General features: G+C 57.8%; 11 protein-coding genes and 4 pseudogenes. 11 read left to right on the top strand and 4 right to left on the bottom strand.

Annotated elements, in window-relative coordinates; genetic code table 11:
* Positions 1 to 187: 187 nt before the first annotated feature.
* Positions 188 to 1,062 (top strand): annotated as a pseudogene (locus AC6I8M_RS00385) (acyltransferase).
* Here AC6I8M_RS00385 and AC6I8M_RS00380 read toward each other — a convergent pair.
* From AC6I8M_RS00380 to xylA, 3 genes are read right to left on the bottom strand one after another with little or no spacing between them, the layout of a single operon-like run.
* Complete coding sequence (locus AC6I8M_RS00380; protein WP_010617866.1) at positions 1,047 to 1,979, bottom strand: GlxA family transcriptional regulator; 933 nt, start codon at positions 1,977 to 1,979, stop codon at positions 1,047 to 1,049. The pseudogene AC6I8M_RS00385 and the gene AC6I8M_RS00380 overlap by 16 nt on opposite strands.
* A gap of 54 nt (positions 1,980 to 2,033) precedes the next feature.
* Positions 2,034 to 3,476, bottom strand: a complete 1,443-nt coding sequence (gene xylB / locus AC6I8M_RS00375) for a xylulokinase (RefSeq protein WP_058948672.1) — start codon at positions 3,474 to 3,476, stop codon at positions 2,034 to 2,036.
* A 17-nt stretch (positions 3,477 to 3,493) separates the two neighbouring features.
* Positions 3,494 to 4,816, bottom strand: a complete 1,323-nt coding sequence (gene xylA / locus AC6I8M_RS00370) for a xylose isomerase (RefSeq protein ID WP_010617864.1) — start codon at positions 4,814 to 4,816, stop codon at positions 3,494 to 3,496.
* A gap of 360 nt (positions 4,817 to 5,176) precedes the next feature.
* On the opposite strand from xylA, the gene xylF reads away from it, so the two are divergent.
* The 5 genes and pseudogenes from xylF to AC6I8M_RS00345 all read left to right on the top strand — a co-directional run bounded on the left by xylF (position 5,177) and on the right by AC6I8M_RS00345 (position 9,516).
* The gene (gene xylF / locus AC6I8M_RS00365) at positions 5,177 to 6,169 is read left to right on the top strand and encodes a D-xylose ABC transporter substrate-binding protein (protein WP_010617863.1); all 993 of its coding nucleotides are present in this window, start codon (positions 5,177 to 5,179) and stop codon (positions 6,167 to 6,169) included.
* Between the two features lie 27 nt (positions 6,170 to 6,196).
* Complete coding sequence (locus AC6I8M_RS00360; protein WP_010617862.1) at positions 6,197 to 7,717, top strand: xylose ABC transporter ATP-binding protein; 1,521 nt, start codon at positions 6,197 to 6,199, stop codon at positions 7,715 to 7,717.
* A pseudogene (locus AC6I8M_RS00355) lies at positions 7,710 to 8,878 on the top strand (sugar ABC transporter permease). The gene AC6I8M_RS00360 and the pseudogene AC6I8M_RS00355 overlap by 8 nt, the downstream one beginning before the upstream one ends.
* A 93-nt stretch (positions 8,879 to 8,971) precedes the next feature.
* Positions 8,972 to 9,112, top strand: a pseudogene (locus AC6I8M_RS00350) (XylR family transcriptional regulator); the annotation flags it as partial.
* Positions 9,113 to 9,270: 158 nt separating this feature from the next.
* A complete protein-coding gene (locus tag AC6I8M_RS00345) occupies positions 9,271 to 9,516 on the top strand; it encodes a hypothetical protein (protein ID WP_010617859.1) in 246 nt (81 codons plus the stop codon).
* Positions 9,517 to 9,528: 12 nt separating this feature from the next.
* On the opposite strand, the pseudogene AC6I8M_RS00340 reads toward AC6I8M_RS00345, so the two are convergent.
* A pseudogene (locus tag AC6I8M_RS00340) lies at positions 9,529 to 9,993 on the bottom strand (Rrf2 family transcriptional regulator).
* Positions 9,994 to 10,391: 398 nt separating this feature from the next.
* Between AC6I8M_RS00340 and AC6I8M_RS00335 the strand changes: the two are divergent.
* From AC6I8M_RS00335 to AC6I8M_RS00315, 5 genes are read left to right on the top strand one after another with little or no spacing between them, the layout of a single operon-like run.
* Positions 10,392 to 10,874: a response regulator gene (locus AC6I8M_RS00335; protein ID WP_010617856.1), complete on the top strand. Its 483-nt coding sequence runs from the start codon at positions 10,392 to 10,394 to the stop codon at positions 10,872 to 10,874.
* Between the two features lie 13 nt (positions 10,875 to 10,887).
* Positions 10,888 to 11,025, top strand: a complete 138-nt coding sequence (locus AC6I8M_RS00330) for a LuxR C-terminal-related transcriptional regulator (RefSeq protein ID WP_010617855.1) — start codon at positions 10,888 to 10,890, stop codon at positions 11,023 to 11,025.
* Positions 11,022 to 11,660 carry a type 2 periplasmic-binding domain-containing protein gene (locus tag AC6I8M_RS00325; protein WP_010617854.1) on the top strand — a complete coding sequence of 213 codons (639 nt, stop codon included), beginning with the start codon at positions 11,022 to 11,024 and terminating at the stop codon, positions 11,658 to 11,660. The genes AC6I8M_RS00330 and AC6I8M_RS00325 overlap by 4 nt, the downstream gene beginning before the upstream one ends.
* Positions 11,585 to 12,067, top strand: coding sequence for a transporter substrate-binding domain-containing protein (locus AC6I8M_RS00320; RefSeq protein ID WP_010617853.1), 483 nt, complete (start codon positions 11,585 to 11,587; stop codon positions 12,065 to 12,067). The genes AC6I8M_RS00325 and AC6I8M_RS00320 overlap by 76 nt, the downstream gene beginning before the upstream one ends.
* Before the next feature lie 38 nt (positions 12,068 to 12,105).
* Complete coding sequence (locus AC6I8M_RS00315; RefSeq protein WP_072216105.1) at positions 12,106 to 13,128, top strand: response regulator; 1,023 nt, start codon at positions 12,106 to 12,108, stop codon at positions 13,126 to 13,128.

Raw genomic sequence — 13,128 nt, 5'->3', positions numbered from 1 at the left:
ATACGGGTGGATTAAAAAAGAATGCGACAGTATACCCTTTGACCGCGCATTGTGCAGCCGGAAATCCTGGCGTAGGCGGGTACGGTTGTGCGGCGGTTAACAGAGAGCTCCGAAATCCAGGCTGCGGGGTTGTTGGCCCGCTGTGCACTGGCTACCCTTCTTCGCACGGAGTACGCACGAGGAAGCCATGTCGCAAAAAATCTGCTGGATTGATAACTTACGCGCGGTCGCCTGTCTGATGGTGATCGTCATTCACACCACCACTTGGTACATCACCGGACCGATGGCGGTCACCGGTCCCGGCTGGGACGTCGCCAATCTGCTCAACTCGGCTTCGCGCGTCTGCGTGCCGCTGTTCTTCATGATTTCCGGTTATCTGTTCTTTGGTGAACGCAGCGCGCAGGGCCGCCATCTGCTGCGCATTGTGCTGTGCCTGCTGTTCTACAGCGCCGTCGCGCTGGCCTACATCACCTGGCTGACGCCGATCAGCGAAGGTCGATCGCTGCTCAAGCTATTGCAGAAGCCGGTGTTCTACCATCTTTGGTTCTTCTTCGCCATTATCGGCATCTACCTGCTGTCACCGCTGATTCAGGTGAAAAACGTGCCGCCGCGCTATGTGGCATTGCTTGGACGGGCGATTGGCGTGATGGATACGGACAGGCGCGGCATCAGCTGGCTGGCCGGGCTGAGTTTTATCGCCTGCGTCATCGGTATCGCGCTAGGCACCAGACAGATGCTGAAGATTAACGGCGCGTTTAATGACACTTGGTATCTTTACTGTGGCCCACTGGTGTTTATCGTGGCGATAAGCCTGCTGGTGCTGTTTAAAAATGTGCTGAACCACCGGCCGCTGCCGCTGCTGGCGACCACTTCACGCTATTCGCTGTCAATTTATGTTATGGTTTCCATGCGCTGTTCATTCACTATCTGCGTACCCATCATTACGACGATATGTCGCGGCCGTGGATGGATCTGCCGTGGGTCTTTGGCGTAACCCTGCTGGGCAGTCTGCTGCTGGCGATGTTGCTGAAACGCGTGGACAAGCATCATCTGGTGAGCTGATCGTCCCAGCGCTGCCGGGCGCGACGCAGCTGGCGTGCCGAGGAGAACCCGGCGGCCAGCGCCGCTTTCTCCGCCGCTTCCCCCTGCTGCTGGCGCTGGCGCGCAATCACCAGCCGCAGCTGCTCGTGGTATTCCCGTACGCTGATACCCAGATGCTGGCGAAACAGCCGCGTTAGATGGCGCTCGCTGACGTGGGCACGTTCGGCCAGCGCGCCCAGCGACCAGTCATGTTCCGGATGCGCAATCATCGCGTCCTGCGCGCGATGAATCGCCGGATGCAGATGATTACGATAACGCAGCCATGACGACAGTTGCGGATCGTCACCCGAGCGGCGGAACCACACCACCATCTCCCGCGCCACCGTTAGCGCCTGCCGCGCGCCGCACAGACGGTTGATCAGGTGTAGCGCCAGATCGATACCTGCAGTAATTCCCGCGCTGGTCCAGATCCCGGCATCTTCCACAAACACGCGGTTGTCTTTCACCAGCGCAGCCGGCGCGGCAGCTTTCAGGCGCGGCAACACGTCATGGTGCGTGGTGCACTGTACGCCATCCAGCAAGCCAGCCTGCGCGGAGAGCAGCGCGCCGGAGCAAATACACACGAGGGTAATGCGCCGCGTATGAATCGCGCTGCGTTGCTGGCGCAGCCAGTCGCGCGCCTGCCCGGCTGCCTCGGTATCGAACCAGATGCGGGAATCGAACACGCCGGGCACAATCAGCAGACTGTTATCGGGTAGCGTGGCGGGCAGCGGTGCAATATCAGCAATGGTCATGCCGGTCGAGCAGGTGACGCTCGCCTGCGGGCCGATGTAGTGCAGCGCAAAATGTCCGCCCGCCAGCTGCAGCGTCTCTGCCGGCCCGGTAAGGTCGAGCGCCATAATGCCCTGCAGGACAAGAAAATAGACGGGCTGCGGCATGGTGGGTTCCTCAGGCAATGAAGGGGTGACGATGGGCGAAGATGCATAGCCAAATCAGGACATCAGTGGCAACAGCTGCTGGTATAGCTGCGCAAAGCGCGCACGGCGCGGCTGATAGGTCTGATGCTGCGCGGCGTCCGGCTGATGGCGCTGCACTAACGCCGTTGCCGGCCATTCGCTGGCCGGATCCACCGCCAGCTGCGCCAGACGCGCGGCACCGAGCGCCGGCCCCACCTCGCCGCCGTGACAATAATCCAGCGTCAGTCCGCTGATGTCCGCCAGCATCTGCCGCCAATACGCGCTGCGCGCACCGCCGCCAATCAGCATCACCGTGTTGGGCAGTACGCCACACTCATGCACCGCATCCATGCCTTCCGCCAGCGCAAAGCCCACGCCTTCCAGCACCGCGCGCGCCAGTTCCGGCCGGCCGTGCTGGTGCGTCAGGCCAAAGAAAGCCCCCTGTGCCTGCGGATTATTGTGCGGCGTGCGCTCGCCGGAAAGATAAGGCAAAAACCACACCGGCGTGGCCTGCGCGCTGGCGCGTTCAGCTTCAACCAGCAGGTGCGGCACATCATTGCATCCGGTCAGCGCAGCGGCCCAGTCCATGCAGGCGGCGGCACTCAGCATCACCGACATCAGATGCCAGCGCTGCGGCAGCGAATGACAGAAACTGTGCACGGCGCGTTGCGGATTGCTGAGATAGCCTTCGCTCACCAGAAAATAGACGCCGGAGGTGCCGAGCGACAGCATGCCCTGCCCTGGCTCAACCATGCCAACGCCTACGGCGCCAGCCGCATTGTCGCCGCCGCCGGCTACCAGTGGCACCGGCTCCATCCCCCAGCGCGCCGCAATTTCCGGCAGCAGCGTGCCGGTAATCTGGTTGCCCTCAAACAGCTGCGGCATGTGGCTGCGGTCCAGCCCGCACGCCGCCAGCATTGCATTGCTCCAGTCGCGGTGTGCCACATCCAGCCACATCGTTCCCGCCGCATCTGACATATCGGTGGCGAAATCGCCGCTCATCCGCCAGCGCAGATAATCTTTGGGCAGCAGCACTTTTGCTACCTGCGCAAATATCGCCGGTTCATGCTGCTGCACCCACAACAATTTGGGCGCGGTAAAACCCGGCATCATCAGGTTGCCGGTAATCTGACGCGACGACGGCACGCGCTGCTCCAGCTCGTGACACTGCGCGCTGCTGCACCCATCGTTCCACAGTATCGCCGGACGCAGCACCTGATGTGCTGCATCCAGCAGCGTCGCGCCGTGCATCTGGCCGCTAAAGCCGATGGCGCTGACGTGGCGTAAATCGTGCTGCTGTGCCAGCGCCTGCATGGCACTATCGGTGGCCTGCCACCAGCTCTCGGGATCCTGTTCACTCCATAGCGGCTGCGGACGCGTCACCTGCAGCGGCGCGCTGGCCGTTGCCTGAACCTGGCCGTGCGCATCCAGCAGCGCCACTTTAACGCCGGAGGTGCCTAAATCGATCCCGATAACCATGCTTCGCTCCCGATGGATTAGAAATTATACAAGTAATGATTCACCAGATTTTCCAGCTGCTCCTGGCGTCCGCTGCGATGCTGCGGATTGAGTTGCAGCTGCTGAGCATGCGCCGCAAGCGAGGCAAGAGAAAACTCGCCTTTCAGAATTTGCTGGCCGAACTCACCATTCCAGCCGCTGTAGCGCTGCGCCACGCGCTTATCCAGCTCGCCATCGCTCACCATACGTGCCGCCACTTTCAGTGCCAGCGCCATGGTATCCATCGCGCCGATGTGGCCATAAAACAGATCGTATTTGTCGGTGCTCTGGCGCCGTACTTTGGCATCAAAGTTTAAGCCGCCGGTGGTGAACCCGCCCGCTTTGAGGATCTCGTACATCACCAGCGCGTTTTCTTCGACGCTGTTCGGGAACTGGTCGGTATCCCAGCCGCACTGGCTGTCACCGCGGTTGGCATCGACCGAACCGAAGATGCCCAGCGCAATCGCCGTCGCAATTTCATGATGGAAAGAGTGACCCGCCAGCGTGGCATGGTTGGCTTCCACATTCACTTTGATCTCTTTTTCCAGGCCAAACTGCCGGAGGAAACCGTATACCATCGCAACATCAAAGTCGTACTGGTGTTTAGTCGGCTCCTGCGGTTTCGGCTCAATCAGCAGCATCCCCTGGAAACCGATTTTATGCTTGTGCTCCACCACCATCTGCATGAAGCGCCCGATCTGCTCGCGCTCCTGCCGCAAATCGGTATTCAGCAGCGTTTCGTACCCTTCGCGTCCGCCCCACAGCACATAGTTTTCACCGCCCAGCGTCTGCGTCGCCTGCATCGCGCTGCACACCTGGCTGGCTGCCCAGGCGAAAATTTCCGGATCCGGGCTGGTCGCCGCGCCGGCCGCATAGCGGGGATGCGTAAAGCAGTTCGCGGTGCCCCACAGCAATTTGACGCCGGTTTCCTGCTGTTTTTCCAGCAGCTTATCTGTTATTACCGCCAGGTTTTCCTGGTAGCTGCGCAGCGAATCGCCTTCCGGTGACACATCGACATCATGGAAGCAGTAATAGGGCACGTTGAGTTTGTAAAAGAACTCGAACGCGACATCCGCTTTGAGCTTCGCCAGCTGCAGCGCATCGCCATTTTTCTGCCACGGGCGATCAAAGGCACCGACGCCGAACATATCCGCCCCGTTCCAGCAGAACGTGTGCCAGTAACAGGCGGCAAAACGCAGGTGTTCCGCCATGGTTTTACCCAGAATCACTTCCTGCGGATTGTAATGACGAAACGCCAGTGCGTTAGTGGTATTGGCCCCTTCATAACCAACGCGCTCAAGCTGGTCGAAATAAGCGTGCATGTTGTGCTCCTTAGCATCAGACCCGAATGGTCAGCAGTGAAGCGTTATTTTGCGGAGGCGTGAGCGTTCAGCTCAATTACGATATTTCACACTGAACTTAAGATAATTATTATTTGTGAGGCAGCTCACAAATCCATGTATTTAATTACATCGCGTGCCGGCGCGCAGCGCCGCTGCAAGATTTAACAGATGGCCGCGTAAAATTTCGATCGCGCTCAAAGAATCACAAATAAACAAAAAAACGTATTATAGAAGGATAAAAATCAGTAATTGATGTTGTTCACGTCGCGGGGCAACAATTCATCCGCCCTGGTTCATAGCCTTACAACGACAATAGCCTCAACCTATAGGATGACCATGATGAAAATGAGACACACGCTGTTAGCCCTCAGCGCTGCACTGGCCCTGTTCAGCCACGCCGGGCTGGCGAAAGAAGTAAAAATCGGTATGGTGATCGATGATTTACGTCTGGAACGCTGGCAGAAAGCCCGGGACATTTTTGTCAGCCAGGCGGAAAAGTCTGGAGCCAAAGTATTTGTCCAGTCGGCCAACGGCAATGAAGAGACACAAATCTCGCAGATTGAAAATATGATCAACCGCGGTGTCGATGTGCTGGTCATCATTCCTTATAACGGTCAGGTATTGAGTAATGTGGTGGCCGAAGCGAAACGCGAAGGCATTAAAGTCCTCGCTTATGACCGCATGATTAATAATGCTGATATCGATTTTTATATCTCTTTTGATAATGAAAAAGTCGGTGAACTTCAGGCCGAAAGTCTGGTTAAACAGGTACCTAAAGGGAACTACTTTTTGATGGGCGGATCGCCGGTGGATAATAACGCGCGTCTGTTCCGTGCCGGCCAGATGAAAGTGTTAAAACCTTACATCGATAACGGCAGCATCAAAGTGGTGGGCGATCAGTGGGTTGATGCTTGGCTGCCAGAGAATGCGCTGAAAATCATGGAAAACGCGCTGACCGCTAACAGCAACCACATTGATGCCGTCATTGCCTCCAACGATGCCACCGCCGGTGGGGCCATTCAGGCGCTGAGCGCGCAGGGACTGGCGGGTAAAGTCGCCATTTCTGGTCAGGATGCCGATCTCGCCGCCATCAAACGCATCATGAACGGCACGCAAACCATGACGGTGTACAAACCCATCACCGAACTCGCCACTGAAGCGGCAAAAATTGCGGTGGAACTGGGCGATGGCAAAACGCCCGCCAGCAACAGCAAGCTGAATAATGGCCTGAAAGAGGTTCCGTCGCGCCTGCTGAAGCCTATTCCGGTCAACAAAGACAACATCGAAAGCACCGTGGTGAAAGACGGCTTCCATAAACAGAGCGAACTCTAAGCGCCTGAAACGCGAAGGAGCAGATCGATGCTGCTGGAAATGAACAACATCACCAAGCGTTTCGGCGCGGTGAAACCGCTGGATGCGGTCAGTCTGCGGCTCGAAGCCGGTGAAGTCATGTCGCTGTGCGGTGAGAACGGCTCGGGCAAATCGACGCTGATGAAAGTGCTGTGCGGGCTTTACCCGCACGGCGAATTTGACGGCGAAATTCGCTTTGCCGGCGATCGCATCGAGGCGCAAACCATCCGCGACACCGAGCGCAAAGGCATCGTGATTATTCATCAGGAGCTGGCGCTGGTGCGGCAGCTTACGGTCATGGAGAACATTTTCCTCGGTGCCGAGCTGGGTCGCTTCGGTATGGTCGATGATGAAACCATGACGCTGCGCTGCCAGCAGCTGCTGGAGCGGGTCAAACTTAACGTTTCGCCTGCCACCAAAGTTGGCGAGCTCGGCCTCGCCCAGCAGCAGCTGGTAGAGATCGCGCGGGCGCTGAATAAGCAGGTGCGATTGCTAATCCTTGATGAGCCGACCTCGTCGCTCACCGAACAGGAAACCGAAGTGCTGCTTGGGATTATCAATAACCTGCGCGAGCACGGTATTGCCTGCATCTACATCTCCCACAAGCTTAATGAGGTCAAAGCGATTTCGGACACCATCTGTGTGATCCGCGATGGTCAGCATATCGACACACGGCCAGCGGCCGGGCTGAGTGAAGATGACATCATCACGATGATGGTGGGCCGCGAGCTCACCGCGCTCTATCCGCACCAGCCGCACGAGATCGGCGAAACGGTGCTGAGAGTAGAAAACCTCACCGCCTGGCATCCGGTCAACCGCCACGTGCGCCGCGTCAATAATGTGTCGTTCAGCCTGAAGCGCGGCGAAATTCTCGGTATTGCCGGGCTGGTAGGTGCAGGACGCACCGAAACGGTCCAGTGCCTGTTTGGTGTCTGGCCCGGTCGCTGGCAGGGCGAAATCTGGATTAATGGCCAGCCGGTGAAGATCGACGATTGCCGGGCAGCGATTGCGCACGGCATCGCCATGGTGCCGGAAGATCGGAAAAAAGATGGCATCGTGCCACTGATGGGCGTGGGGAAAAACATCACGCTGGCCGCGCTGGATCAATATAGCCATCGCTTTTCCACGCTGGATGAAGCACAGGAGCAGCAAGCGATCAACGATGCTATCCGCCGTCTGCGTGTCAAAACCTCCTCACCCGAACTGGCGATTGGCCGCCTCAGCGGTGGCAATCAGCAAAAAGCGATCCTCGCCAAATGCCTGCTGCTCAATCCGCGCATTTTGATTCTGGATGAACCGACGCGCGGCATCGACGTCGGCGCACGCCAGGAGATCTATCTGCTGATTAACGCGCTGGTGCAGCAGGGCATCGCGGTGATTGTTATCTCCTCCGAACTGCCTGAAGTGCTGGGCCTGAGTGACCGCGTATTAGTGATGCACGAAGGGCAAATCAAAGCCGATCTGATTAACGACAACCTGACTCAGGAGCAGGTCATGGAAGCTGCCCTGCGGAGCGAACATTATGCTTAAAACTGAAAGTAGCCAGAGCCTGTCCGGTACCCCGGGCAAGCAAGCGCCGGGCAAGTTTCCGCGCTTCAATCTGCAAGTGCTGGTGATGCTGGGAGCGATTGTGCTCATCGCTCTGTTCTTCACCTGGACCACCGACGGTGCCTAGCTTAGCCCACGCAACGTCTCTAACCTGCTGCGCCAGACCGCCATCACCGGCATCCTCGCGGTGGGCATGGTGTTTGTCATTATCTCGGCGGAAATCGACCTTTCCGTCGGTTCGATGATGGGCCTGCTGGGCGGTGCCGCGGCCATCTTTGACGTCTGGCTCGGCTGGCCACTGCCGCTGACCATCGTGGTAACGCTGGTGCTTGGCCTGTTGCTGGGCACCTGGAATGGCTGGTGGGTCGCGTACCGTAAAGTGCCCTCGTTCATCGTTACGCTGGCGGGCATGCTGGTGTTTCGCGGCATTCTGGTTGGTATCACCGATGGCACCACCGTTGCGCCAACGACGCCGGCGATGTCGCAGATCGGGCAAAGCTATTTGCCCGGCGGCGTCGACTTCGCCGGTTTGGCACTGTTTATTCTCTGGCAATGGCGGCTGCGGCTGCGTCGCCAGCAGCTGGGGTTATCACAACCTGCCGCCAGCGGCACGGTGGCACGCCAAGCGATTACCGCCGTCCTAGTGCTGGGTGCCATCTGGTTACTGAACGATTACCGCGGCGTGCCGACACCGGTCCTGCTGCTGGCACTGCTGCTGCTCGGCGGCATGTTTATGGCCACGCGCACCGCCTTCGGACGACGGATTTACGCCATCGGCGCCAACATTGATGCAGCGCGCCTGTCGGGCATCAACGTGGCGCGCACCAAGCTGGCGGTGTTCGCCATCAACGGCGTCATGGTGGCTATTGCCGGCCTGATCCTCAGCTCACGTCTTGGTGCTGGCTCGCCCTCGGCGGGCAATATTGCCGAACTGGACGCCATCGCTGCCTGCGTGATTGGCGGCACCAGCCTGGCGGGCGGCGTCGGTTCGGTGGCCGGCGCGGTGATGGGCGCGTTCATCATGGCGTCTCTGGATAACGGGATGAGCATGATAGACGTGCCGACATTCTGGCAGTACATCGTCAAAGGGCGATTTTACTGCTGGCGGTGTGGATGGATACGGCCACGCGCCGCCGGGTGTAATCGCGTGGGCGATCACAATGTGGCGCAAACAATTTCTGCTGCCTTTTCCGCCGTGCTATGCAATGCGCAACAGGTTTAAGGGAGCGCGCCACGATGCACGAAAAACGTTACCGTATTACGCTGCTGTTTAACGCCAACAAGGTGTATGACCGCCAGGTGGTGGAAGGGGTCGGCGAGTATCTGCAGGCTTCGCAAACCGACTGGGATATATTCATTGAAGAGGATTTCCGCTGCGCCAATCGTCACAAAGGAGAAAATCGATGCATGCCTTTTTACTCTCTGACACGGGTGTGTGCTTGGCGATTGCGCTGGCCTCAGCCAGCATCGCGATGACCATGACGCAGACCGAATTGTTTGCATGTTTGCGCGCCTGAACCGCACGCAAACATGCCTTGCTCGGCCATCTGTTTCACTGTTTCTATTGCCTGAGCCATTGGGTGGTGTTTGCCGCGATGCTGATTTACCACCCAACGCTGCTGAACAGCGGTTGGCCGCTGGTCGACTGGATCATGACAGCCTTCATCACGCTGACGCTGACCACGTTTGTCAGCGGTATGATGTTTAAAGTGTTTCAGGCCGCCGTCACCACGCATGTGATGAAGCATGACGCGCAGATCAAATTGCAGAAGCAGGATTAACGGCCGCGCCGGTTAGTCGCTGCAGCGCGGAAAGGTGTGCGGATCCAGCCCAAGGCTGGCCATTTTTTGCAGGTAATCTTCGGCGATGTCCGCCACGGTAATCTGGCTGAAGCGCTGCAGCAATAGCGCTTCGGCTTCACCAAGCGCCTGGTCGAGCCGGGCGTCTACCGCATGTTCCACCAGGCAGGGCGAAGGCTCGGCCGCCGGGCCAATACTGAACAGCGCCGGTGAGCCAATGGCCTAGTACACATTCAGCAGCGTGATATCGCGCAGATCCGCGCGCAGCTCCCAGCCGCCGCCGTGCCCCTTTTCCGACACCAGATAACCCTTTTCACGCAGTCCCGACATCATGCGACGCACTACCACCGGATTGGTGCCGAGCATTTTTGCCATGGCATCGGATGTGGCGCGTTTAACGTGACGATCAAGATGAATGAGCGCGTGCAGCGAGCAGGACAGGCGGTTATCGCGTGGCATGGACGTTTCCTCTGAAATTCCCGCTACTGTAGCAAACCACGCTGGCGGCAACAATTTATCCCGGCTGAGCGTGAATGACGCCCTGACCAAACATCCGCGTTAATCATGCTGCCAATGGGAAAAGGCAGACCGCCACAGTAAAAGCCATTACGATGGAAAGGAGATTTGACATCTGTTAATTAATTAATAAACTGATTTAAAGAAACGGAATATTTATTTCCCATAAGAAAAGACAACGCCCCTGAGCGGAATAATCACTTCCCTTTTAAAATTAAAATCACCTTGTAGGACATGGACTACAAATAATTATTTTATTGTTCTTGATCATACGCAATATATAAAATTCAACGAGCGACTAAAGTTTGTCCTGTCATTTACTCATCAGGAAAATGTTAACTATGGCTCAGATCGTTGTGGTTGATGACCATCCGATCGCGCGGATGGCCGTTCGTTATTTGCTGGAACAAAATGGACATACGGTGCTGGCCGAAAGCGCCGATGGCCGGGAAGCGGTAACGCTAATTCAGCAGCAGCAGTCGGATATCGTCATCATTGATATCGACCGGCCGTCGCTGGACGGAATTGAAGTGGTTAAGTCGTTGCGCGGTCAGAGTTTTCCAGAAAAAATCATCGTTATTTCCGGAAAAAATGAAAACGTGTATGCCGTGCAGAGCCTGCGCAGCGGCGCCAATGGCTTTGTCAGTAAAAAAACAGATATGCCAGAGATCGCCAGTGCTATTCAGGCGACACAACGTAGTTACGGTTATTTCCTGCTGGGCGGTTTTATGCAGCAAATGGAGCAGGACAGCACGCTGGCGGAGAAAAAAATGATTGAATCGTTGTCACCACAGGTGGTTTTAGGTTTTTCATCATATTATTAAGAGCCTGAATAATATGCGCATCGCGGCGCGGATGGGCGTCAGTAATAAAACTGTCAGTACCTATAAAAGCCGGTTAATGGATAAACTGCACTGCAAAACCATGAGTGATTTATTTGCTTTCGTGCACCGCAATCAAATGGAAGCCTCATGATCCGTCTGCTGATGTTGATCGGACTGGTGCTGTGCTGCAGCCCCACAGTGGCGCAGCCGATGCCACAGCTCTATATTCCGCTGGAGCGGGAACCGCTGGCACCGCTGATACCGCAACTGTCTCAGGATGACTGGCAGGCATTGCGTCAGTTGCCCACGCTGCGCATTGCGCTGTGGGCGCCCGATATTCCGCCTTATCTCACCTTCCTTGATATGTCATCCGAGGAAAAAAACGTGGAAGGCGTATTTGCTGATTACGCCCGGCTGATTAGCCAAGCACTTGGCATGCGGATAGAGATGCTGCGCTATGCCGATCGTGACGCGGCGCTGGCCACTATCGCTGCCGACCAGGCTGATATGCTGTTTAGCAAAGCCAGGAACGCTGTGCCCGCCAACGCCCAGCTGGACGCCTCACAGAATCTGCTGATCAACCGACCGGTGGTGGTGACCCAGCGCGCGCCATGCAGCCGGTGCCTTATGCAGCGCCAGTCAGACTGGCGGTGGACCAACACTATCTCAGCGACAACGCAATCCGGGCGCAATTTCCTCAGGCGCAAATCATGCGTTATGCCTCCAGTCGCGTCGCACTGTCGGCGCTGGCGACCGGCGAGGCGGATTACGCGCTCGATAATCTGACCTCCGCCAGCTTTTTAATTGAACGCAACTACCTTAATCAGCTGGCGCTGGCCGACATTCTCGCCCCACGCGCGCAGAATGCCAGTCTGCTACTGGTCAGTCAGCGCAGGCCGGTACTGCTGCGTGCGATAAATCGCGTCATAGCGGCGATCCCCGCAGAGCAGCATCGCGCGATCTCACGCCAGTGGACGCAGCGCCCGGACATCTGGCGTCTGCAGCAGCCTCTGGCAGGGTACGCCCGAAGTGACGGCCAGCAGCTGGCCACTGTATCGCGCGCCATTTTATGCGCTGGCAGCCGTCGTCTCCCTCGCCTGCCTGCTCTGGGTGTATCAGCGCGGCCGGGAAATCCGCCGCCGCCGCCGGGCGCAGCGGCAATTGCAGATCGCCCGCGATCGTGCCGATCGTGAAAATCAGGCCAAAAGCCGCTGGGTTGCAACCGTGAGCCATGAGATTCGCAATCCGGTCAACGCGATCGCTGGAAATTGAAGTGCAGGATAGCGGCATTGGCATCAGCGAACAGGAGCAGCAGCAGCTGTTTCAGCCGTTTTCGCAGACCACAGCCGGTCGTCAGCAAACCGGCTGCGGACTGGGGCTGGTGATCAGCGCGCAGCTGCTACAACAGATGCAGGGCAGCATGCGCCTGCACAGCGAGCCGGGTGAAGGCACCCTGGTTCACGTCACGCTGCCGCTGCCGAGTCGCGCACCGCCGCCGGTAACCCTATGCGCGACTGATGCGCCGCCCGCCGTGCCGGCACTGCATATCCTGGTGGTTGACGATCATCCGGCGAATTGTTTGCTGCTGACCCGTCAGCTGGAAGCGCTGCAGCATCGTGTCACCGCGATCGGCCAGCCTGACCTCGCACCTGAGATCATCGCAACACAGCAGATTGATGCGGTAATCACCGATTGCCATATGCCGCTGATGGATGGTTTTACGCTGACCAGCGTGTTACGTCGCCGTGGTTATCGTCACAAAATCATCGGACTTACCGGCAGGGCACTGGCGGAGACGCGCGAACGCGGCCTGGCGGCTGGTATGGATGCGTGCCTGTTTAAGCCGCTGCATCCCGATCAGCTTAACGCTGTCCTGGCGCAGCCTGCTGCCCTGCCGGCATTGCTGTCGTTGTCGCAGCTGCGCGCCATGGTGCACCACGATGACGATATGGTGGCAAAACTGCTGCTCAGGGTATGCGAAGAGAATCAACGCGATTTGCAACAGGCCCAGCAGGAACTGGCGCAGCAGCAGTGGCCCGCGCTGGCACGCACGCTGCACCGGCTGGCCGGGGCAGCTCAAATTATCTATGCAGCAGATATCAATCAGCTTTGCCAGCAGCTGGAGCAGGCCTGCGTCGATGCGCGCGATGGCGACCTGCTCAGCGTGGGTCTGGCTGGCCTGACCACGCGTATCGAGCAGCTACAGCTGGCCATTGATTGCTGGCTGCCGTTCAATCGTGTTGTAAATCAATAA

The organism is Type-A symbiont of Plautia stali (genome assembly GCF_059731155.1).
This window is presented reverse-complemented; position numbering and strand designations above follow the sequence as displayed.

Excerpts from the sequence above, each read along its gene's own strand:
- AC6I8M_RS00380 (WP_010617866.1), bottom strand. The coding sequence starts at position 1,979 with ATGCCGCAGCCCGTCTATTTTCTTGTCCTGCAGGGCATTATGGCGCTC.
- xylB (WP_058948672.1), bottom strand. The coding sequence starts at position 3,476 with ATGGTTATCGGGATCGATTTAGGCACCTCCGGCGTTAAAGTGGCGCTG.
- xylA (WP_010617864.1), bottom strand. The coding sequence starts at position 4,816 with ATGCACGCTTATTTCGACCAGCTTGAGCGCGTTGGTTATGAAGGGGCC.
- xylF (WP_010617863.1), top strand. The coding sequence starts at position 5,177 with ATGAAAATGAGACACACGCTGTTAGCCCTCAGCGCTGCACTGGCCCTG.
- AC6I8M_RS00360 (WP_010617862.1), top strand. The coding sequence starts at position 6,197 with ATGCTGCTGGAAATGAACAACATCACCAAGCGTTTCGGCGCGGTGAAA.
- AC6I8M_RS00335 (WP_010617856.1), top strand. The coding sequence starts at position 10,392 with ATGGCTCAGATCGTTGTGGTTGATGACCATCCGATCGCGCGGATGGCC.
- AC6I8M_RS00330 (WP_010617855.1), top strand. The coding sequence starts at position 10,888 with ATGCGCATCGCGGCGCGGATGGGCGTCAGTAATAAAACTGTCAGTACC.
- AC6I8M_RS00325 (WP_010617854.1), top strand. The coding sequence starts at position 11,022 with ATGATCCGTCTGCTGATGTTGATCGGACTGGTGCTGTGCTGCAGCCCC.
- AC6I8M_RS00320 (WP_010617853.1), top strand. The coding sequence starts at position 11,585 with ATGCGTTATGCCTCCAGTCGCGTCGCACTGTCGGCGCTGGCGACCGGC.
- AC6I8M_RS00315 (WP_072216105.1), top strand. The coding sequence starts at position 12,106 with ATGAGATTCGCAATCCGGTCAACGCGATCGCTGGAAATTGAAGTGCAG.